We start from the raw sequence: 20550 nt of genomic DNA, 5'->3' as shown, positions 1-20550 counted from the left end.
GAAAATAAACCCGTTTCGGGTGTCTTGCTGTCGTTTACTTCACTCACCCTAAGGCGGGTACTTACTCAGAGGAAGTACCCACTTTGAAGTAAGGTGTCTGCATGACGGTACGTACGGAGACCCCGGGTGAGCTCGTGGCCGCGGCGGCGCGCGAAGCGGACGTGAACCGCGCGATGTGCCCCTCCCGCGTGGTGCTGGAACACGTCACCAGCCGCTGGGGCGTGCTGGTGCTCGCGTCCCTGCTGGAACGCCCGTACCGCTTCAGCGAACTGCGCCGCACGATCGAGAACGTCAGCGAGAAGATGCTGGCCCAGACCTTGCGGACGCTGGAGCGCGACGGATTCGTGCACCGGGACGCCCAGCCCGTCATCCCGCCCCGGGTGGACTACTCCCTCACCCCGCTCGGCCGCGAGGCCGCCCGGCGGGTGTGGGAGCTGGCCCGCTGGTCCGAGCACCAGGTGGACGCCGTCGAGGCGGCACGGGCGGAGTACGACGCGCGCGAGGCGTGACCGCCCCCGCACGCCCCCGAACGGGAAACACGGAGCCCGGGCCCCCTGCCGTACGACGAGGCAGGGGACCCGGGCTCCTTGGTGCTGGTCCAGGGACGGTGGTTCAGCCGACGACGGTCCAGGTGTCCTTGCCGGTGAGGAGGGCGGCGAGGTCGCCCTTGCCCTGTTGTTCGAGGGCGGTGTCGAGTTGTTCGGACATGAGGGTGTCGTAGACGGGGCGTCGGACGCTGCGCAGTACGCCGATGGGGGTGTGGTGGAGGGTGTCGGGGTCGGCGAGGCGGGAGAGCGCGAACGCGGTGGTGGGTGAGGTGGCGTGGGCGTCGTGGACCAGGATCCGTGAGCGGTTGTCGTCGGTGACGGCGACGACCTGGAGGTCGCCGGTGGCCGGGTCGCGGACGACGCCCTTGCTGCCGTCGGCGCCGAAGAGGATGGGCTGTCCGTGTTCGAGACGGATGACCGCTTCCTGGGCGCGTTCCTTGTCCTTGAGGGCCTCGAAGGCGCCGTCGTTGAAGATGTTGCAGTTCTGGTAGATCTCGACGAGGGCCGTGCCGGGGTGGTCGGCCGCCGCCCGCAGCACGCTGGTGAGGTGCTTGCGGTCGGAGTCCACCGTCCGGGCCACGAAGGAGGCCTCCGCACCGAGCGCCAGGGACACCGGGTTGAAGGGTGCGTCGAGGGAGCCCATGGGGGTCGACTTGGTGACCTTGCCGAGTTCGGAGGTGGGCGAGTACTGACCCTTGGTCAGTCCGTAGATCCGGTTGTTGAAGAGCAGGATCTTGAGGTTGACGTTGCGGCGCAGGGCGTGGATGAGGTGGTTGCCGCCGATGGAGAGGGCGTCGCCGTCGCCGGTGACGACCCAGACGGAGAGGTCGCGGCGGGAGGTGGCGAGGCCGGTGGCGATGGAGGGGGCGCGACCGTGGATGGAGTGCATCCCGTAGGTGTTCATGTAGTACGGGAAGCGGGAGGAGCAGCCGATGCCGGAGACGAAGACGATGTTCTCTTTGGCGAGGGCGAGTTCGGGCATGAAGCCCTGGACAGCGGCGAGGACGGCGTAGTCGCCGCAGCCGGGGCACCAGCGGACTTCCTGGTCGGACTTGAAGTCCTTCATGGTCTGGGGGGTGTCGGCCTTGGGCACCAGGTCGAGGAGGGTGCGGGTGTCAGGCATCGAGGGTCTCCTTCAGGGCGGTGGCGAGCTGTTCGGCCTTGAACGGCATGCCGTTGACCTGGTTGTAGGAGTGGGCGTCGACGAGGTACCGGGCGCGGACGAGGGTGGCGAGCTGGCCGAGGTTCATCTCGGGGATGACGACCTTGTCGTAGTCCTTGAGGATGTCGCCGAGGTTGCGGGGGAAGGGGTTGAGATGGCGCAGGTGGGCCTGGGCGATGGTCTCGCCGGCGGCTCTGAGGCGGCGGACGGCGGCGGTGATGGGCCCGTAGGTCGAGCCCCAGCCCAGCACCAGGGTGGTGGCGCCGGTGGGGTCGTCGACTTCCAGGTCGGGCACGGTGATGTTGTCGATTTTGGCCTGGCGGGTGCGGACCATGAAGTCGTGGTTGGCCGGGTCGTAGGAGATGTTCCCGGTGCCGTCCTGTTTCTCGATCCCGCCGATGCGGTGTTCCAGTCCCGGTGTTCCCGGCACCGCCCAGGGGCGGGCCAGGGTCTGGGGGTCGCGCTTGTAGGGCCAGAAGACTTCGGTGCCGTCGTCCAGGGTGTGGTTGGGGGTGGTGGTGAAGGTGACCTGGAGGTCGGGGAGTTGCTCCGGGTCCGGGATGCGCCACGGCTCCGATCCGTTGGCGAGGTAGCCGTCGGAGAGCAGGAAGACGGGGGTGCGGTAGGTCAGGGCGATGCGGGCGGCTTCGAGGGCGGCGTCGAAGCAGTCGGCCGGGGTTTTCGGGGCGACGACCGGGACGGGGGCTTCGCCGTTGCGGCCGTACATCGCCTGGAGCAGGTCGGCCTGTTCGGTCTTGGTGGGCAGGCCGGTGGAGGGGCCGCCGCGCTGGATGTCCACGATCAGCAGCGGGAGTTCGAGGGAGACGGCCAGTCCGATGGTCTCCGATTTCAGTGCCACGCCCGGCCCCGACGTCGTCGTCACCCCCAACGACCCGCCGAACGCGGCGCCGAGCGCGGCCCCGATCCCGGCGATCTCGTCCTCCGCCTGGAACGTGCGCACACCGAAGTTCTTGTGCTTCGAGAGCTCGTGCAGGATGTCGGACGCCGGGGTGATCGGGTACGAGCCGAGGTAGAGCGGGAGCCCGGCCTGCCGGGACGCCGCGATCAGCCCGTAGGACAGGGCGAGGTTCCCGGAGATGTTGCGGTACGTCCCGGTCGGGAACGCCTTCGTCGCCGGGGCGACCTCGTAGGACACCGCGAAGTCCTCGGTCGTCTCACCGAAGTTCCAGCCCGCCCGGAACGCGGCCACGTTCGCCTCCGCGATCTGCGGCTTCTTCGCGAACTTCTGCCGCAGGAACGCCTCCGTCCCCTCCGTCGGACGGTGGTACATCCACGACAGCAGACCCAGCGCGAACATGTTCTTGCTCCGCTCGGCCTCCTTCCGCGACAGCCCGAAGTCCTTCAGCGCCTCGATCGTCAGCGTGGTCAGCGGCACCTGGTGGACGTTGAACGCCTCCAGCGAACCGTCTTCCAACGGCGAGGTGGCGTAACCGACCTTCGCCATCGGGCGCTTGGTGAACTCGTCCGTGTTGACGATCACCTCGGCGCCGCGCGGGACGTCCCCGATGTTGGCCTTCAGGGCCGCCGGGTTCATCGCGACCAGGACGTTCGGGGCGTCCCCGGGCGTGAGGATGTCGTGGTCGGCGAAGTGGAGCTGGAAGGACGAGACGCCCGGCAGGGTGCCCGCGGGCGCCCTGATCTCGGCCGGGAAGTTCGGCAGGGTCGACAGGTCATTGCCGAACGATGCCGTCTCCGAGGTGAAACGGTCGCCCGTCAACTGCATACCGTCACCGGAATCCCCGGCGAATCGAATGATGACCCGATCCAGTCGACGGATTTCTTTCACGCCGACCTCCGTATTCGCCGCCCGGGGAGCGCGTTGCTCCCCGAGGACGGCCTCGTCGGTCACATCGGCCTGGCTACTGACCTGGCTGGTCACTGAACTGGACCTCCCGTGGGCGGCGGCCCCGGAACAGCCGGCCCGCCGACGGTCCCGGGGCCCACACTACGTCGGTAAGGGGCGCCTTCCTCCGTCGATCATATGGGGGACATCGGGAGGGGAGGCTGGTTCCGCTCTATTTTCCTGACGATTCCAGCCTTCCGAGGCAGGTCGGGGGGCTGATGCGGGCTCGGCCTTTCGACGTAGGCCGCACCTTTCCCTTACGGCGAGGATTGGGCGCGCCGAAAACCGTTCAAGAATGCGCGATGTCCGGAATTCGGAGACGCGGTGAGGAGCCCGGAGCCCTGGGACCAGGGACCAGGGACCAGGGACCAGGGACTACGAGTTCAGATAGGTCAGCACCGCGAGCACCCGCCGGTGGTCCCCCTCGCTCGGCGCCAGGCCGAGCTTGAGGAAGATGTTGCTGATGTGCTTCTCCACCGCGCCGTCGCTCACCACGAGCTGCTTGGCGACGGCGGAGTTCGTCCGCCCCTCCGCCATCAGGCCGAGTACCTCCCGCTCGCGGGGCGTGAGCCCCGCCAGCACGTCCTGCTTACGGCTCCGCCCCAGCAGCTGCGCCACCACCTCCGGGTCCAGGGCGGTCCCGCCCCCGGCCACCCGCACCACGGCGTCCACGAAGTCCCGTACGTCCGCGACCCGGTCCTTCAGCAGATAGCCCACCCCGCGCGTGCTGCCGGCCAGCAGTTCGGTGGCGTACTGCTCCTCCACGTACTGCGACAGCACCAGTACCCCGACACCCGGGTGGTCCTTGCGCAACTGGACCGCCGCCCGGACCCCCTCGTCGGTATGGGTCGGCGGCATGCGGACGTCCGCGACCACCACGTCCGGCAGCTCCTGCCGTGCGTGCAGCTCCGTCAGGAGTGCGAGCAGCGCTTCCGCGTCCCCGACCCCGGCGACGACCTCGTGCCCGAGATCGGTGAGCAGCCGGGTCAGTCCCTCCCGCAGCAGCACCGAATCCTCTGCGATGACCACCCGTACCCGCACCTTGTTCTCCACGCTGACGCTTCCCCCGCTGCTGTTGTCGTCGGGCGCCGGTCGCCCGGCGGTTTTCTCGTCGCCCAGCATCCCAGCCCGGGGCGGCGCGGGTGGAACGGGGTGGGGCCATTTCCCGCAGGGGTGCGCGCGTGTGTCAACAGGGCGTGTGCACGTTCATCCACGGGTGAGAAAAGGCTGGTGGGAAAGGGAGCGGCCGGTGGCGCGGCGGACGGGTGAGGGAGGGGCGGTGCATTGTTTCCCGCGCCCGGCGCCGGCGGCGGTGATCATGTATGGGCCACCTTTCGTCCGGTTCCGCCTTTCGTGGTGCGCGACCTTCGGCACTTTCGTTGCTTTCGGTGGATTCGGTGCCGTTCGTCGGTGGATCGGCAGATCGGGCGAATCGGAGGATCGGCAGATCGGCGAATCGGAGGATCGGCAGATCGGAAGGTCGGCGAATCGGAAGGTCGGACGATCGGTGGATGGGAAGGTCAGTAGATCGGGGGATGGGGAAAGCGGAATTCTGATCATGTGGGGATACGGGTCCGGGAAAAGGGAGGCGGTACGCGGTTCACCCCCGGCCTGCCCCGAGCTCCCGGACCACCGACTCGATGGCCCCGGTGTACCGCTCGGCCTCCCCGGGCCGTGCCGGGGCGTCCGGCCCCGCGTTCTCGCTCTCCGCGACGAGTCGGAAGATCAGCGCGCGGATCAGCATCTGCTGCCAGTCCCGGTGGTCGCTGACGGCCGGCGGCCGACCGGACGTAAGGCCGAACCACAGCAGCCCGTCCGCGACCACCACGGCCTCGGCGAACAGCGGGGGCCGCCAGTACGGAGAGAAGTCGATCACCACGGGTGCCCGGCCGGGGGCGAAGAGCACATTGCCGGTGAGGTCGCCGTGGACGAGCTGCGCCGTGTCCTGCCGTACCGGGCGCCTCAGCTCCAGCAGGGCCGAGAAAGGGGCGGCGAGGCCGGCGGCCACCTCCACGTCCTGTTCGCCCCACGCCACCCGGTCGGCCACGGCCCAGGGGTGGGTGTGGCTGCCGAGGAAGCCGGGCCGGGGGCAGTCCCGCAGTGCGGCGTGGAAGGCCCGGCCCGCGCTCAGCACCTCGGACCAGCGGCCCCGGGGACCGGGCTCGCCGGCCAGGAACTCGTGGGCGGTCCAGCCGTCCACCAGGCACCGGCCGTCGGCGGTCCGGAGCGGGCGGGGGACACGGAAACCGCGACCGGACGCCACCGTCTCGAAGAGCGAGGCGGCCCATGAGACCTCGGCCTCCGTCCCTTCGGCGGGCTTGAACACGTACCCGCCGACGCGGACGCTCAGCCCCTGCCCGCCGGCCAGGCGGACCGGCGTACCCGTCACCCGGAAGGCGTCGAGGACGGTGCGGGGCGGGACGGGGTCGTTCGGCTGCTCGGTCACGTCGGGCATCCTGCCGACACCACTCCGCCCCGCGCACCTCGTTTTCGCGGTCCGGCAGACCTTCGGCGTGCTCCCGGTGGGCCTTCGGTGCCGCGCCGGGTCCCTCTTTCGGGGGAAGTCCCGCCCGCGCACAAGGGCGCTCCCGGTGGCTCCCGGTCCCGCCTCCCGCTCAGTCCCGCCAGGGGAGCCGCGCCGTCACCGTCGTCGGGCCGCCCGCCGGGGAGTCCACCGTCAGGCTGCCGTCCACGGCACGCAGCCGCTCCGCGAGTCCGGCCAGACCACCGCCCGCCGTTGGGTCCGCGCCGCCCCGCCCGTCGTCGTCGACCCGGATCACCAGGTGGTCCGGGCGGCCCTGCGGGTGATGCCCGTCCTTGCGGTCGTCACGGTTCCGCCGGTCCGACGTCGGGCGCACCGTGACCGAGGCCCGGGTGGCACCGGCGTGCCGGGTGACGTTGCGGAGCAGCTCGGAGACGGTGACGTACGCGAGGTTCTCGATCGCCCGCGCCGGGCGCTGCGGCAGCTCCACGTCCACGGAGACCGGGACCGCGCAGCGGGAGGCGACGGAGGAGAGCGCCGCGTCCAGGCCCCGGTCGGTGAGGACGGCGGGGTGGATGTCCCGGGCGAGGTCGCGGAGTTCCTGGAGGGCGACCTTCACCTCGCCGTGCGCCCCGTCGATCAGCCGGGCCGCCGCCTCGGGGTCCTCGGCGAGCCGGTCCTTCGCGAGCCCGAGCTCCATCGCGAGCGCGGCGAGCCGGGCCTGGGCGCCGTCGTGCAGATCGCGTTCGATCCGGCGGAGGTCGGCCGCCGCCGCGTCCACGACCACACCCCGGTCCGACTCCAGCTCCACCACGCGGGAGTCCAGCCGGGACGGGCCGAGCAGTCCGGCGACCATCACCCGGTCCACCGAGGCCAGCCCCCGGACGATCCACGGCGAGACCAGCACCAGGACCAGGCCCACGGCGCAGGTCGCGGTCAGCTCGAAGGACGAGTCCAGGTAGACGCGGTGCGTGGCGTCCCCGTACAGCTGGAGGCCGTCGGTCCCGACGTACGCCGGGAAGACCCAGGCCCACAGCGGGTACGTGAACATGCTCCACGCGGTCGTCACGACCGTCACCGAGACGGTGAACGCGAAGACCGCCCACGGGAAGTGCAGGAAGCCGTAGAGCAGGTGGCGCCAGGAGGCGCCGTTGCGGAGCGCCGCTCCGGCCCACGAGAACACCCCGCCGGTCCTGCCCCGTACGGGCTCGGGAGCAGCCACGTCGAGCCCCAGCAGGGCGCGGGCGCGCAGGCGCTCCAAGGCGCCGAACCCCCGGCACACGGCCAGGCCGGCGGCGAGGACCGGGATGCCGAGGAAGGTGACCATCAGGCCGGCGCTCAGCGAGACCGTGGTGACCACGAGGGTGAAGAGCACGATGCTGACCGGCAGGCTCAGCAGGAGGTACAGCAGCTCCCGCCAGGTCCGCCCCTCGACCGGCGCGCGGAGCACCGCCGGGAAGAAGTGCTTCTCGTCGGGGCGGTCCCAGGAGCCGGTGGAGCCGCCACCCTGCCGGTCCCGTGCGTCCGATCCGTATGCCGTGGCCATCGCTGCCGTCCGTTTCCGTTCTCCGGTGGGGCCCGTCGCGGGCCGTGCTCCGTATGCCGTTCTTCGCGCGTCGTCCCGCACGGGCCGTTTCCACGGGCCGCGGTTACGGCCGTGCGCGGTTGCCGGCCGATGACTCCAGCCTCTTCCGTACGGGCGCTCCGCACCATGAGGGCGGTCTCCGTATCCGGTGGGGGGTTACCCCCACCCCGGCGTGCGCGCCCGGCGCACGGCGGAGGGCCGGAGCGCACGCGCCCCGGCCCTCTTCCCGTACCCCGTACGTGCCTGCTCCGGCTCAGCCCGGTCCGGCCGCGCCGTCGCGCCAGGGCAGCTCGGCGGTCACCGAGGTGGGGCCGCCCTCGGGCGACTCCACGAGCAGCAGACCGTCCACCGCGCCCAGCCGCTCCGCGAGACCGGCCAGGCCGGTGCCGCCCTCCGTGCGCGCCCCGCCCTTCCCGTCGTCGCGGACCTGGAGCATCAGCCGGTCGCCCGTCCGCCACACGTCCACGGAGGCCGAGCGCGCCCGGCTGTGCTTGCTGACGTTCTGGAGCAGCTCGGAGACGGTGAAGTACGCGATGCCCTCGATCGCCTGGGCCGGCCGGCCCGGCAGATCGACGCCGACCGTCACGGGCACGGTGCAGCGCGAGGCGATCGAGGAGAGGGCCGCGTCCAGGCCCCGGTCGGTGAGGACGGCCGGATGGATTCCCCGGGCGAGATCGCGGAGCTCCTGGAGGGCGACCTTCACCTCGCCGTGCGCCTCGTCGACCATGCGGGCCGCCGCCTCCGGATCGTCGGTGAGCTTCTCCTTCGCCAGCCCGAGGTCCATGGCGAGCGCCACCAGCCGGGCCTGTGCGCCGTCGTGCAGATCGCGTTCGATCCGGCGCAGGTCAGCGGCGGCCGTGTCCACCACCACACCCCGGTCCGACTCCAGTTCGGCGATCCGCCGCTCCAGCTCGTCGGAGGGGGCCAGCAGGGTGCGTACGAGCGCGCGGTCCACGTTGGTCAGCGCCCGCGTGACATAGGGGAGTACGGGCCAGAAGGTGAAGAACCCCACCAGCGTCACGGCGAACGTCACCACGCCCCACGGCAGTCGGATGAACGAATACAGCAGCGTCCGCCAGCCCACCGGGTCGCCGAGACCCGACCAGAGCCAGGCGAAGAACCCCTTCTCGCGGCGGGTCCGGGCGATCGCGCCCGGCTCCTCCACATGCACCCCGAGCAGGACCCGGGCCCGGGCGCGCTCGAACCTGCCGAGTCCGCGCGCGCCCTGGATGCCGAGGGCGAGCAGCGGCAGTCCGACCACCGTGACGGACAGTCCGGCACCGACGCTGACCAGCACCACCGCGTACACGAAGCCGACGAGGGTGGCCGGGAGGTTCGCCAGCAGATGGGCGATCTCCTTCCACGTCCACACGTCGAGGGCCGGGCGCAGTCGGGGTGGCCGGGGGTCTTCCGGCGCGGAGGGGCTCTCGGAGGGGCTCGTCGTCATGCGCCCAAGCCTGCCGGTCCGACCCCCGCGCACGCCATGGGGCTCGTGGGTGCGAAGAAGTGGGGATAACCCCACCCCCCCGGCCCTTCGCCCCACGCCCTGCCCCAGCCCCTGCCCCGGCCTTTCGCCCCACGCCCTGCCCGGGCCCTTCCCCCACCCCCGCCCAGGGCCCTCGCCCGCGCCCCTTCGTCCGTCCCCGGCCGCATCCGCCCGGGACGCGGCTGCTTACCGTCTCTTTAACAGGGCCTAGACTCCCGTGCGTACAGATCGTCGAACGGTTCGAGGGAGCGAGGAACGGACGTGGCGGACGTGCCGGAACTGCCGGAGCCGACCGTTCTCGCGTCGGATTACTTCCACAGCTACTCGGTCGTCGGACTGCTCGCCGTCGTCGGCGTGCTCTTCGTCGCCGCCGCCTTCGGGGCGGGACGCCTGCTCAGGCCCGTGGTACCGACGCCCGAGAAACTCCTCACCTACGAGTGCGGAGTCGACCCCGTCGGGGAGGGCTGGGCGCACACACAGGTGCGGTACTACGTCTACGCCTTCCTCTACGTGATCTTCGCCGTCGACTCGGTCTTCCTCTTCCCCTGGGCGACCGTGTTCGCCGCGCCCGGCTTCGGCGCGACCACCCTGGTGGAAATGTTCGTCTTCCTCGGCTTCCTCGCCGTGGGACTGCTCTACGCATGGAAGAAGGGCGTCCTCACATGGGCGTGACGAGCCGGCCGACCCCCGAGCCGCAGCCCGCAGCCGGAACGCAGGAAACGGTGGCCGGCCCCGGGCCGGTCCCGCTGCCCGAGCCCAAACGGCTCGGCGTGCTGTCCCGCCTGGCGCCCGAACCGATGAAGGTGGTCCTGAACTGGGGCCGCCGCTACAGCCTCTGGGTCTTCAACTTCGGCCTGGCCTGCTGCGCCATCGAGTTCATCGCCGCCTCGATGTCCCGTCACGACTTCATGCGGCTCGGCGTGATCCCCTTCGCCCCGGGCCCCCGCCAGGCCGACCTGATGGTCGTCTCCGGCACGGTCACGGACAAGATGGCCCCGGCCGTGAAGCGCCTGTACGAGCAGATGCCCGAGCCGAAGTACGTGATCTCCTTCGGCGCCTGCTCCAACTGCGGCGGCCCGTACTGGGACTCGTACTCCGTCACCAAGGGCGTCGACCAGATCATCCCCGTCGACGTGTACGTCCCCGGCTGCCCGCCCCGGCCCGAGGCGCTGCTCCAGGGCATCCTCAAGCTCCAGGACCGGATCGCCCGCGAGTCGCTGGCGGAGCGTTACGCCACGGACCCGGCTACCCGGCCCTCGACCGCCGCGCTGCGCAGCGGACTCGTCGCCGCACCCGTCGCCCCCACCGAGCCGGGGGAGTCACGGTGAACGCTCCCGAGAACCCCGCGAGCCTGTACGACCAGCTGCTCGACGCCGACGCGGCGGCCGTCGCCGAGACCGTCACCGGGCTCTTCGGCGAGTGGGCGACCGCCGCCCACGCGTACGACCTGCTCACCGTGGACGTACCCGCCGACACCTGGACCGCCGCCCTGGAGACCGCGCGCGACCGGCTCGGCTGCACCTACTTCGACTGGCTGAGCGCGGTCGACGAACCCGGCACCGGCTTCCAGGTCGGCGCCCACGTGGCCGCGCTCTCCACCGGTACGGTCCGCCGCCTCCTGGTCCGTACGACCGTCCCGCACGCGGCGGCCGTGCTGCCCAGCGCGATCGGCGTCTACGCGGGCGCCGCCTGGCACGAGCGCGAGACCCACGAGATGTTCGGCATCCGCTTCGAGGGCCACCCCCACCTGGTGCCGCTACTGCTGCCCGAGGGCTTCGAGGGCCACCCGCTGCGCAAGGACTTCGTCCTCGCCGCCCGGGTCGCCAAGGCGTGGCCCGGCGCCAAGGAGCCCGGCGAGTCCGAGCACGGCGGGCCCAAGCGCCGCACCATGCTCCCGCCGGGCGTACCCGACCCGAACGAGTGGGGCCCGCTCAAGGGCCAGCTGCCGCCCGCCCCGGCCCGCCCGGCACGTGGCGCCCGCGCCGGTGCGGCCGCGGGTGCCGGTGCGGCCGCGGGTGCCGGTGCGGCCGCGGGCGAGCGACCCGTACGCCGGGCCCGGAGCGTCACCGAGGGCTCGGCCGGGCAGCGCCCCGCTGCCGCGCCCCCGGCCGGCCCGGCTGCCGAAGCGGCCCCGAGCACGGCCCCGAGTACGGCCCCGGACGCCGCCCCGGACGTGGCGGCGCCGACCGAGGCCGCCCCGCCCGCCCGCCCCGCCCGCAGGTCCCGCAGCGTCTCGGCCGGCTCCGCCAGCCAGCGCACGGAGGGCGCCGCCCCGGACGGTACGGCGACCCCCGCGAAGGACCCGGCCCCCCGGACGACGGGCAGCGCGGACGCCCCGTGGCACCACGCCCGGCCGGCGTTCGACGACGGGACGGCGGAGGCGAAACCGGAGGCCGAGGCGAGGCCCGAGCCGGAGGCGAAGCCCGAGCCGGAGGCGAAGCCCGAGCCGGAGGCCAAGCCCGAGCCCGGGGCGAAGCCCGAAGCCGAGGCAGCCCCCGAGCAGCCCGCAGCCCCTGCGCACCCCGCAGAACCCGATCAGCCCGCAGAACCCGCGCACCCCGCAGAACCCGAAAGCCCCGACGTGCCCGAAGACCCCGACCACCGTTCCTCCGGAGGCGATACCGCGTGAACGACGTACTCGACGTCGCCCTCCGGCTCGTCATCGTCTTCGTCGTCTTCCTGGTCTTCCCGCTCGTCGTCGGACAGACCGAGCACAAGGTGATGGCGCACATGCAGGGCCGCCTCGGCCCCATGTACGCGGGCGGGTTCCACGGCTGGGCGCAGCTCGTCGCGGACGGGGTCAAGTTCGCGCAGAAGGAGGACGTGGTCCCGGCCGACGCCGACCGCCGCATCTTCCAGCTCGCGCCCGCCGTCGCCCTGCTGCCGTACCTCCTGGTGGTGCTCGTCATCCCGGTCGGGTCCGGGGAGGGCGCGGTCGGCCGGACCGTCGACGCGGGGATCTTCTTCGTGCTCGCGGTCATGGGGATCGGTGTCCTGGGCTCGCTGATGGCCGGGTGGGCCTCCGCCAACAAGTTCTCCCTGCTCGGCGGGCTCCGTACCGCCGCGCAGCTCCTCGCGTACGAACTGCCGATGCTGCTCGCCGCCGCCTCCGTGGCGATGGCCGCCGGGACGGTGTCGCTGCCCGGCATCCTCGACGCCTTCGAGTGGTGGTGGGTGCCCTGGCAGATCATCGGTGGCCTGATCTTCTTCGTCGCCGGGCTCGCCGAACTCCAGCGGCCGCCCTTCGACATGCCGGTGGCCGACTCGGAGATCATCTTCGGCGCGTACACCGAGTACACCGGGCTCCGCTTCGCGCTCTTCCTGCTCGCCGAGTACGCCGGGATCGTCGTCCTGTGCGGCCTGACCACGGTGCTCTTCCTCGGCGGCTGGCACAGCCCGTTCGGCGGGGACAGCCTCGGCTGGCTCTGGACCCTGCTGAAGACGGTGATCCTCGCGTTCGTCGTCATCTGGCTGCGGGTCACCTTCCCGCGCCTGCGCGAGGACCAGCTCCAGAAGCTCGCCTGGACCACGCTCATCCCGCTCGCCCTCGCGCAGATCGCGCTCACCGGCATCGTGAAGGTGGCGATCAACTAGTGCCTCCGATCCCCGGCTCCGGCCTGGCCAAGGGCCTCGCCGTCACCCTGCGGACCATGACCAGGCGCACGGTCACCGCGCAGTACCCGGACGCGCAGCCCGAACTCCCGCCGCGCTCCCGCGGTGTCATCGGGCTGTTCGAGGAGAACTGCACGGTCTGCATGCTCTGCGCACGCGAATGCCCGGACTGGTGCATCTACATCGACTCCCACAAGGAGACGAGCCCGCCCGCCGCCCCCGGCGGGCGGGAACGCTCCCGCAACGTCCTCGACCGCTTCGCCATCGACTTCTCCCTCTGCATGTACTGCGGGATCTGCATCGAGGTCTGCCCCTTCGACGCCCTCTTCTGGTCGCCGGAGTTCGAGTACGCCGAGACGGACATCCGCGACCTCACCCACGAGCGGGACAAGCTCCGCGACTGGATGTGGACCGTGCCGGAGCCGCCCGCGCTCGACCCGGGCGCCGAGGAGCCGAAGGAGATCGCCGCCGCCCGCAAGAGCGCGGAGAAGCTCGAAGCCCAGCGCGCCCAGGCCGAACAGTCGGCGCAGGCGGAACAGTCGGCGCAGGCCGGACAGGCAGCCCAGGCATCGCAGACCGCACCGGCGGAGAAGCCGCAGGACGAGGAGGGCCAGGCATGATGCCCGCACTCGCCGTGAGCGCGGCGGCCCACCCCGGCTTCCTCTCCCCGTCCGGCATCGAGATCGCGTTCGTCCTGGTCGGACTCGTCACCCTCGGCGCGGCCCTCGTCACCGTCACGACCCGTCAGCTGGTGCACGCCGCCCTCTGGCTCGTCGTCACGCTCGGCGGGCTCGCGGTGGAGTACCTCCTGCTCACGGCGGAGTTCATCGCCTGGGTCCAGGTGCTGATCTACGTCGGCTCGGTCGTGGTCCTCCTCCTCTTCGGCCTGATGCTCACCCGCGCCCCCATCGGCCGGTCGCCGGACGCCGACTCGGAGAACCGCCGGGTCGCGCTCGGCGTGGCCGTCGCCTCGGCGGCGGCCCTCGTCTGGGTCGTCGTGGACGCTTTCCGCACCACGTGGATCGACCTGGACGGACCCGTCCAGGGCTCCACCGCCGTCACCGGCTCCTTCCTCTTCCGGCACTGGGTGCTGCCCTTCGAGGCGCTCTCGGTGCTGCTGCTCGCCGCCCTGGTGGGAGCGATCGTGCTCTCCCGCCGCGACCCCGAGACCCGAGCGGCCCTCCCGGGGACCCGCCGCACACCCGACCGCCGCACGCCCGGTGCCCGTCCCCCCGGCGGCTCCGGTACGCGCACCGCCGCCACTACTGCCGGACCCGCCACCGCCGCCGGCCGCACCCGCGCCGGCAGCGAGCCCGGTGGCAGCCCCGGTGCCCCGTCCGGCAGCGAGCCCTCCGCCGGTCCCGCCGGTCCCGCCGCCCCGGAAGAAGGGAAGAGCTGATGCACCTCGCCTATCCCGCCGTGCTCGCCGTCCTCCTCTTCTGCGTCGGCGTCTACGGCGTACTCGCCCGCCGCAACGCGATCCTGGTCCTGATGTCCGTCGAGCTGATGCTCAACGCCGTCAACCTCAACCTGGTCGCCTTCGACGTCTGGCTCCGCGACTCGCTCCACGCCGGCCAGGCCCTCACCCTCTTCACCATCGCCATCGCCGCCGCCGAGATCGGCATCGGCCTCGCGATCGTGCTCGCCGTGTACCGCAACCGCGGCTCCTCCGACGTCGACCGGCTCCGCGACACCGCCGAGACCGACGCCGCCGAGGCCCTCCCCGACGAGTGGACCGGCGACGGCGGAGCAGCCGACCCGAGCACCAGCAGTAACCCCGATGAACCGGCCACCGTCCCGTCGGGGAAGGCACGGAAGACAGAGGCCACCACGTGACCACCACGACCCTTGCCGTCCTCGTCCCCCTGCTGCCCTTCCTCGGGGCCGTCGCGGGACTGCTGCTCGGCCGTACCGCGCCCGGGTTCGTCCGGCCGCTCGCCGTCCTCCCGGTGCTCGCCGCGGCCGTGCTCGCGGTGGTCGTCGCCGCCGACCAGGGCGGCGGCCGGGCCATCGACGCCGCCACCCGGCTGACGCCCACCGGTTCCGTACCGATCGACCTCGCGCTCCACCTGGACGGCTTCGCCGCCCTCGTCGCCGTCCTCGTCGGGCTCGTCGCGACCTGCGTGCAGGTCTACTCGCTCGCCTACCTCCGGGACGACCCCCGCTACCCCTCCTACGCGGCGCTGGTCTCCCTCTTCACCTCCGCGATGCTGCTCGTCGTCTACTCCGGCGACCTGATGGTGCTCCTGGTCGGCTGGGAGATCATGGGCATCTGCTCGTACTTCCTCGTCGGCCACTACTGGGAGACGCCCGAGGCGCGCGCCGCCTCCCTCAAGGCGTTCCTGGTCACCAAGCTCGGCGACGTGCCGTTCCTGATCGGCCTCTTCGCGCTCGCCGCCGACACCGGCACCTTCCGCATCACCGGCATCCTCGGCGCGGTCGCGAACGGCGGACTCGACCACCCCACGCTCATCGCGCTGCTGCTGCTCGCCGGGGTGGCGGGCAAGTCCGCGCAGTTCCCGCTGCACACCTGGCTGCCCGACGCGATGGCCGGCCCGACGCCCGTCTCCGCACTCATCCACGCCGCGACGATGGTGGCCGCCGGGATCTACTTCGTGGCCCGTCTGCTGCCCGTCTTCGCCGCCTCCGGCGCAGCCCTCGTCGTCCTCTCCGTGATGGCCGCCGTCACGATGGTCGGCTCCGGTCTGGCCGCGCTCGCCCAGGACGACATCAAACGCGTCCTCGCCTACTCCACCCTCGGTCAGCTCGGCTACATGGCCGGGGCGCTGGCCGTCGGCGACCGGGGCGCCGCCGTCTTCCACCTCCTGTCGCACGGTGCCTTCAAGGCCGTCCTCTTCCTGGCCGCCGGTGTCGTCATCCACGCCACCGGCACCAACTCGCTCGCCGCCATGTCCCGCATGGGCGGGCTCACCAAGCGCATCCCCGACGCCTACTGGACGATGACCGTCGCCCTGCTGGCGCTGGCCGCCATCCCGCCGTTCGCCGGCTTCTTCTCCAAGGAAGCCGTCCTCGTCGCCGCCGAGCACACCGCACTCGGCGACCGCCACGTCGCCCCGGCCGCCGCGGGATGGACGATCCTCGTCGCCGGCCTGCTGGCCGCCGTGCTCACCGCCGCGTACGCCACCCGACTCTGGCTGCTCACCTTCAAGGGCCGCGGCCCCGAGGTGGCGGACCACGGCAGGCAGCCCGTCGCGATGACCTCCGTCCTCTGGGTGCTGGCCGTCCCCACCCTCGGCTTCGGCCTGACCGTCGGGGTGATCGGCGACTGGTTCGACGGACACCGGCTCACCCCGACCCTGACCACCGCCGTCCTCTCCACGGGCGTCGGACTCGTCGGCGGACTCGTCACCTACGCCGCGTGGCGCCACACCACCGCGCACGCCCTGACCCAGCCGCTCGGAGCCGTCACCGCGCACCCGCGGGCGGAACCCGCCCTGGTGGAGGCCGAGGCCATCAGCGCCCACGCCGCCGTCTACGGCGACATCGCGGACGCCGCCGACCCGGCCGACCCGGGACGCCTGCTGCTCGGCCCCCTGCACGGCCCGGCCGCCGCAGGCTTCCACCTGGACGCCCTGTACTCACGGCTCTTCGTACGGCCCGTACTGGCAGCCGCCGGCCTCGTCCGCTTCCTGGACCGCGAGGTCGTCGACACGTACGTACGCGGCGCGGGCGCCGGCGCACGACTGCTCGGCACCGCCGTCCGCCGCGCCCAGACCGGCAACGCGCAGACCTACGTCTCCGCCCTGCTCGCCGGGTCACTCGTCCTGACGATCGCCGTCGTCGTCTATGCCAACGTCAACGCCGGGGCGTGAACCGTGATCGATATCAGCCCGTCCGTGATGCAGGCCCTGCTGGCACTGGCCGTCGTCGGCCCGCTCGTCGGCGCCGTCGCCGCCCTGCTGCCCGCCCCGCCCGGACTGAAGGGCCGCGACCCCGACCAGGCCGTCCTCCGCCACGGCGTCACCGTGACGGGCGCGATCCTCGTCGTCACCCTGCTGCTGGCGGCCGGCTTCGACCGCGACCACGCGTCGACCATGCAGGCCACCACCGACATCGGCTGGATCCCCGCGCTGGACGTCCGCGTCCACCTCGGCATCGACGGCATCTCTCTCCCCCTCCTGGTGCTCACCGCGCTGCTGACCTTCCTCTGCGCGGTGTACAGCTACTTCAAGATGCCCGCGGGCCCGTCCCCGAAGGCCTTCGTCGCACTGATCCTGGTCCTGGAATCCGGCACGCTCGCGACCTTCGCCGTGCTGGACCTGCTGCTCTTCTTCCTCGCCTTCGAGATGGTCCTCATCCCGATGTACTTCCTCATCGCCCGCTGGGGCGGAGAGGGCAAGCAGGCCGCGGCCTCGAAATTCATCCTCTACACGCTGCTCGGCTCCGTCGTCATGCTGCTCGGACTGCTGCTCGTCGGACTCGACGCCGGCACCTTCGACATGGTGGCACTCGCCACTGACAACGGCCGGGGCCTCTCCACGTCGGTGCAGGTCATCGCCGTTCTGGCGATCGGCGTCGGGCTCGCCGTGAAGACCCCGATGTGGCCGCTGCACAGCTGGCTGCCCGACGCGCACACCGCCGCCCCCACGGTCGGCTCGGTCCTGCTGGCCGGCGTGATGCTGAAGATGGGCACGTACGGATTCGTCCGCGTCCTCCTCCCCATCGCCCCCGACGGCATGCACACCTTCGCGCCCTACCTCGCCGCCCTCGCGGTCGCCGGGATCGTCTACGGGTCGCTCGCCTGCCTCGCCCTCGCCCGCCCGGGCGCCAAGGGCGACCTCAAGCGCCTGATCGCGTACTCCTCGGTCGGCCACATGGGCTTCGTGCTCCTCGGCATCGCGTCCATGACCCCCACCGGCGTCAACGGCGCGCTCTTCGCCAACATCGCCCACGGCCTCATCACCGGCCTGCTGTTCTTCCTGGTCGGCGCGGTGAAGGACCGGCACGGCACCGCCGACCTCGACACCCTCGCCGGGGCCACCGGCGCCGCCCTCTACGCCCGCGCGCCACGGCTGGGCGCCCTGCTCGCCTTCGCCGCCGCCGCCTCCCTCGGACTCCCGGGCCTCGCCGGGTTCTGGGGCGAGATGCTCGCCCTGTTCGGCGCGTTCGACCCGGCCGAGGGCCTCAGCCGGCCCGCCTTCCTGACGTTCATGGCGATCGGCGCGTTCGGCACCCTGCTCACCGCCGCGTACATGCTCGTCGTCGTCCGCCGCGTCTGCATGGGCGAACCGCCCGCACGCCCCGCAGGAGGCACCGGCCTCGGCGGCGGCAGCCGGCCGGAGCCGCAGAGCGCGGCGGCCGTGGGCACCACGCGGACGGCGGAAACGAGGTCCGCGGTCGCCACGGCCACCACCACCGAGGCGGCAGCCACCACGGAGATCGCCGACGTCCGTCGTTACGAGTTCGCCACCTGGACCCCGCTCGTCGTCCTCACCGTCCTCGCCGGACTCTGGCCCGCCGTCCTCCTGGGACTCAGCGACCCGGCCGTGCAGAAGCTCCTCGCAGGAGGCAAGTCGTGATCACGGACCTCGTGACCGCCGCGGCCGGAACCCCCAAAACCGCCGGGGCTCCGGGCGTGGAGACCGCGGCGAGCCTCGTCCAGTCCATCGACTGGCTCGCGGTCGCCCCGCCGCTCGCCGTCGCGGTACTGGCGCTCGCCGTCCTCGTCGCCGACCTCTTCCTCCCCGAACGCCACAAGCCGCTGCTCGGATGGGCCACCGTCGGCGGACTCGTCGTCGCCCTCGCCCTCCTGGTCCCGCTGCTGGGCGACCACCGCTCCACCTTCTGCGCGGCCGCCGACGGCCCCGGCACGGTGCAGGCGTGCAGCTACACCGCCGACAACTTCGCCCTCGTGATCCAGGCCCTGGTCATCGGCGGGGCGCTGCTCACCGCGCTGCTCTCGCTCGACGACACCCGCAAGCTGCCGGCCGGCGAGTTCTGGTTCCTGCTGCTCTCCTCGGCCTCCGGCGCCGCGCTGCTCCCGGCCTCCCGCGACCTGATCACTCTGGTCGTCGCCCTGGAAGTCGCCTCGCTCCCCGCCTTCGCCCTCGTCGGCATCAAGCGCGGCGACCGCCGCTCCTCCGAAGCGGCCCTCAAGTTCTTCCTCTCGTCCGTCACCGCGACCGCCGTGATGCTCCTCGGCGTCAGCTTCGTCTACGCGGCGACCGGCACCACCCATCTCACCGAGCTGGCCGCAGGCCTCGACCACGTACCCGCCCGGTTCACCAACCTCGCCGGGGCGGGCGTCGCCCTGACCCTCGTCGGCTTCGCCTTCAAGACGGCCGCGGCGCCCTTCCACTTCTGGGTCCCCGACACCTACGTCGGCGCCCCGCTGCCGATCGCCGCGTACCTCTCCGTCGTCGGCAAGGCGGTCGGCTTCTCGGGCCTGATCCTGGTCACCGTGATCGCGTTCCCGGCCTACGCCGACGTGTGGGGGCCGGCCCTCGCCGTCCTCGCCGCGCTGACCATGACCGTCGGGAACGTCGCCGCCCTCCGCCAGGACCCCGCCCGCGCCCGCAGCGCGGTACGCCTGCTCGCCTGGTCCTCCGTCGGCCAGGCCGGCTACCTCCTGGTGCCGATCGCCGCGAGCGCGTACGCCGACGACGTCCACGTGGGCTCCACCGTCGCCTACGCCCTGATGTACGCCGTGGTGAACCTCGGCGCCTTCGCCGTCGCCGCGCTCGTGGCGCGTACGAGCCCCGGCAACCGGCTCACCGACTACCGCGATCTCTACGCCCGCCGGCCGCTCACCGCCCTCGCCATGGCCTTCTTCCTGCTCTGCCTGGCCGGCTTGCCGCCGGGGATCATCGGCCTCTTCGCCAAGGTCACCGTGTTCTCGGCCGTCGTCGACGCGGGCCTGGGCTGGCTCGCCGTCGTGATGGCCGTCAACGTGGTGATCGCCCTCGCCTACTACCTCCGCTGGACCGCGCTGCTCTTCCGCGGCGCCGACGCCCCGGAAGGCGCCGACGCCCCGGAGAGCATCGGGGCAGCCGCCCCGGCGCCAGTCGTACCGGCGACCGCTGCCGCCACCCCGGCCGCCGTCCCCGCCCCCCTCCTCGCCGCGCTCGTCCTCACCACCGCCGGCGCGCTCGTCCTCTCCGGGGCGCCGCAGATCGTCCTGAGGTTCGCCACCGGAACGCTTTTCTGACGGTTCCGTACCACCCGTCCCGGCCCTCACCCCACCGGTTTGCCCCGGCGGGCCGGGACAGGGCAGGGTCTTGCGTGCATCCATCACGCACCGGGCGACGACCCCGGTGCGGGTACCGAGCGGAACGAGGGAGACAGTGCAGTGCTGAACGGATTCAAGGACTTCATCCTGCGGGGCAACGTCATCTCCATGGCGATCGGCCTCGCGGTGGGAGCGGCCTTCACCGCCGTCGTCACCGGATTCAGCAACGCCTTCATCGTGCCGCTCATCGGGGTCATCACCCGCGGCACCGGCGACTTCAGCAAGGCGTCCTTCGACGTCGAGGGCGTCGCCTTCCCCTACGGTCTCTTCGTCGCCGCCGCCATCGCCTTCCTCATCACCGCCGCCGTGCTCTACTTCTGCGTCGTCGTCCCCATGCAGAAGGTCCAGGACCGCTTCACCGCGAAGAAGACCGACGAGCCCGCCGACATCAAGGCCGCCCTGCGCGACTGCCCGCGCTGCTACACCGCCATCCCGGCCATCGCCTCGCGCTGCGGCCACTGCACCAGCGAGGTCGAGCCCGACCCGGCGGCCGTGGCGCTGGCCGAGCGGATCACCGGGAAGCCCGTGGGCACCCAGAAGCTCCCCGCCCAGCGCTGAGGGG

18 protein-coding genes are annotated in these 20550 nt (G+C 72.1%); 12 read left to right on the top strand and 6 right to left on the bottom strand.

The window, feature by feature from the left end:
* The first annotated feature begins 101 nt into the window (after nt 1-101).
* Nucleotides 102-509 (top strand): helix-turn-helix domain-containing protein, encoded by a 408-nt coding sequence (locus OHA55_RS11440; protein WP_266705362.1) that lies wholly within the window; start codon nt 102-104, stop codon nt 507-509.
* Between the two features lie 103 nt (nt 510-612).
* Here the strand turns inward: OHA55_RS11440 and OHA55_RS11435 are convergent, their stop codons facing one another.
* The 6 genes from OHA55_RS11435 to OHA55_RS11410 form a co-directional block, all read right to left on the bottom strand.
* Nucleotides 613-1671, bottom strand: coding sequence for a 2-oxoacid:ferredoxin oxidoreductase subunit beta (locus OHA55_RS11435; protein WP_266705360.1), 1059 nt, complete (start codon nt 1669-1671; stop codon nt 613-615).
* Nucleotides 1664-3610: a 2-oxoacid:acceptor oxidoreductase subunit alpha gene (locus tag OHA55_RS11430; protein WP_266705358.1), complete on the bottom strand. Its 1947-nt coding sequence runs from the start codon at nt 3608-3610 to the stop codon at nt 1664-1666. The genes OHA55_RS11435 and OHA55_RS11430 overlap by 8 nt, the downstream gene beginning before the upstream one ends.
* Nucleotides 3611-3949: 339 nt before the next feature.
* Complete coding sequence (locus OHA55_RS11425) at nt 3950-4603, bottom strand: response regulator transcription factor (protein ID WP_323180470.1); 654 nt, start codon at nt 4601-4603, stop codon at nt 3950-3952.
* Nucleotides 4604-5174: 571 nt separating this feature from the next.
* On the bottom strand, nt 5175-6020 hold the full coding sequence (locus tag OHA55_RS11420; RefSeq protein ID WP_266705354.1) for an aminoglycoside phosphotransferase: 846 nt from the start codon (nt 6018-6020) through the stop codon (nt 5175-5177).
* Nucleotides 6021-6189: 169 nt separating this feature from the next.
* Nucleotides 6190-7602: a sensor histidine kinase gene (locus OHA55_RS11415; RefSeq protein WP_266705352.1), complete on the bottom strand. Its 1413-nt coding sequence runs from the start codon at nt 7600-7602 to the stop codon at nt 6190-6192.
* Nucleotides 7603-7894: 292 nt separating this feature from the next.
* Complete coding sequence (locus OHA55_RS11410; RefSeq protein ID WP_266705350.1) at nt 7895-9088, bottom strand: sensor histidine kinase; 1194 nt, start codon at nt 9086-9088, stop codon at nt 7895-7897.
* Nucleotides 9089-9397: 309 nt separating this feature from the next.
* On the opposite strand from OHA55_RS11410, the gene OHA55_RS11405 reads away from it, so the two are divergent.
* The 11 genes from OHA55_RS11405 to mscL all read left to right on the top strand — a co-directional run bounded on the left by OHA55_RS11405 (nt 9398) and on the right by mscL (nt 20546).
* Nucleotides 9398-9799, top strand: coding sequence for an NADH-quinone oxidoreductase subunit A (locus OHA55_RS11405; RefSeq protein ID WP_266710562.1), 402 nt, complete (start codon nt 9398-9400; stop codon nt 9797-9799).
* Nucleotides 9790-10455: an NADH-quinone oxidoreductase subunit B gene (locus OHA55_RS11400; protein ID WP_266705348.1), complete on the top strand. Its 666-nt coding sequence runs from the start codon at nt 9790-9792 to the stop codon at nt 10453-10455. Before OHA55_RS11405 ends, OHA55_RS11400 begins: the two co-directional genes overlap by 10 nt.
* A gap of 35 nt (nt 10456-10490) precedes the next feature.
* Nucleotides 10491-11756 carry an NADH-quinone oxidoreductase subunit C gene (locus OHA55_RS11395; RefSeq protein ID WP_266710560.1) on the top strand — a complete coding sequence of 422 codons (1266 nt, stop codon included), beginning with the start codon at nt 10491-10493 and terminating at the stop codon, nt 11754-11756.
* Nucleotides 11753-12721: a complex I subunit 1 family protein gene (locus tag OHA55_RS11390; RefSeq protein ID WP_266705346.1), complete on the top strand. Its 969-nt coding sequence runs from the start codon at nt 11753-11755 to the stop codon at nt 12719-12721. The genes OHA55_RS11395 and OHA55_RS11390 overlap by 4 nt, the downstream gene beginning before the upstream one ends.
* Nucleotides 12721-13359 (top strand): NADH-quinone oxidoreductase subunit I, encoded by a 639-nt coding sequence (locus OHA55_RS11385; RefSeq protein WP_266705344.1) that lies wholly within the window; start codon nt 12721-12723, stop codon nt 13357-13359. Before OHA55_RS11390 ends, OHA55_RS11385 begins: the two co-directional genes overlap by 1 nt.
* Nucleotides 13356-14138: an NADH-quinone oxidoreductase subunit J gene (locus tag OHA55_RS11380; RefSeq protein ID WP_266705342.1), complete on the top strand. Its 783-nt coding sequence runs from the start codon at nt 13356-13358 to the stop codon at nt 14136-14138. Before OHA55_RS11385 ends, OHA55_RS11380 begins: the two co-directional genes overlap by 4 nt.
* On the top strand, nt 14138-14575 hold the full coding sequence (gene nuoK, locus OHA55_RS11375) for an NADH-quinone oxidoreductase subunit NuoK (protein ID WP_266705340.1): 438 nt from the start codon (nt 14138-14140) through the stop codon (nt 14573-14575). The genes OHA55_RS11380 and nuoK overlap by 1 nt, the downstream gene beginning before the upstream one ends.
* On the top strand, nt 14572-16572 hold the full coding sequence (locus tag OHA55_RS11370) for an NADH-quinone oxidoreductase subunit L (RefSeq protein ID WP_266705338.1): 2001 nt from the start codon (nt 14572-14574) through the stop codon (nt 16570-16572). The genes nuoK and OHA55_RS11370 overlap by 4 nt, the downstream gene beginning before the upstream one ends.
* A gap of 27 nt (nt 16573-16599) precedes the next feature.
* Nucleotides 16600-18279: a NuoM family protein gene (locus tag OHA55_RS11365; RefSeq protein WP_266710558.1), complete on the top strand. Its 1680-nt coding sequence runs from the start codon at nt 16600-16602 to the stop codon at nt 18277-18279.
* 11 nt (nt 18280-18290) lie between these two features.
* Nucleotides 18291-19907: an NADH-quinone oxidoreductase subunit N gene (locus OHA55_RS11360; protein ID WP_266710556.1), complete on the top strand. Its 1617-nt coding sequence runs from the start codon at nt 18291-18293 to the stop codon at nt 19905-19907.
* Between the two features lie 141 nt (nt 19908-20048).
* Entirely contained in the window at nt 20049-20546 is a 498-nt protein-coding gene (mscL, locus tag OHA55_RS11355; protein WP_266705336.1) for a large conductance mechanosensitive channel protein MscL, read from the top strand.
* The last annotated feature ends 4 nt before the right edge of the window (nt 20547-20550 follow it).

Origin of the sequence: Streptomyces sp. NBC_00102 (assembly GCF_026343115.1) — a bacterium.
Taxonomy (GTDB): Bacteria; Actinomycetota; Actinomycetes; order Streptomycetales; family Streptomycetaceae; genus Streptomyces.
This window is presented reverse-complemented; position numbering and strand designations above follow the sequence as displayed.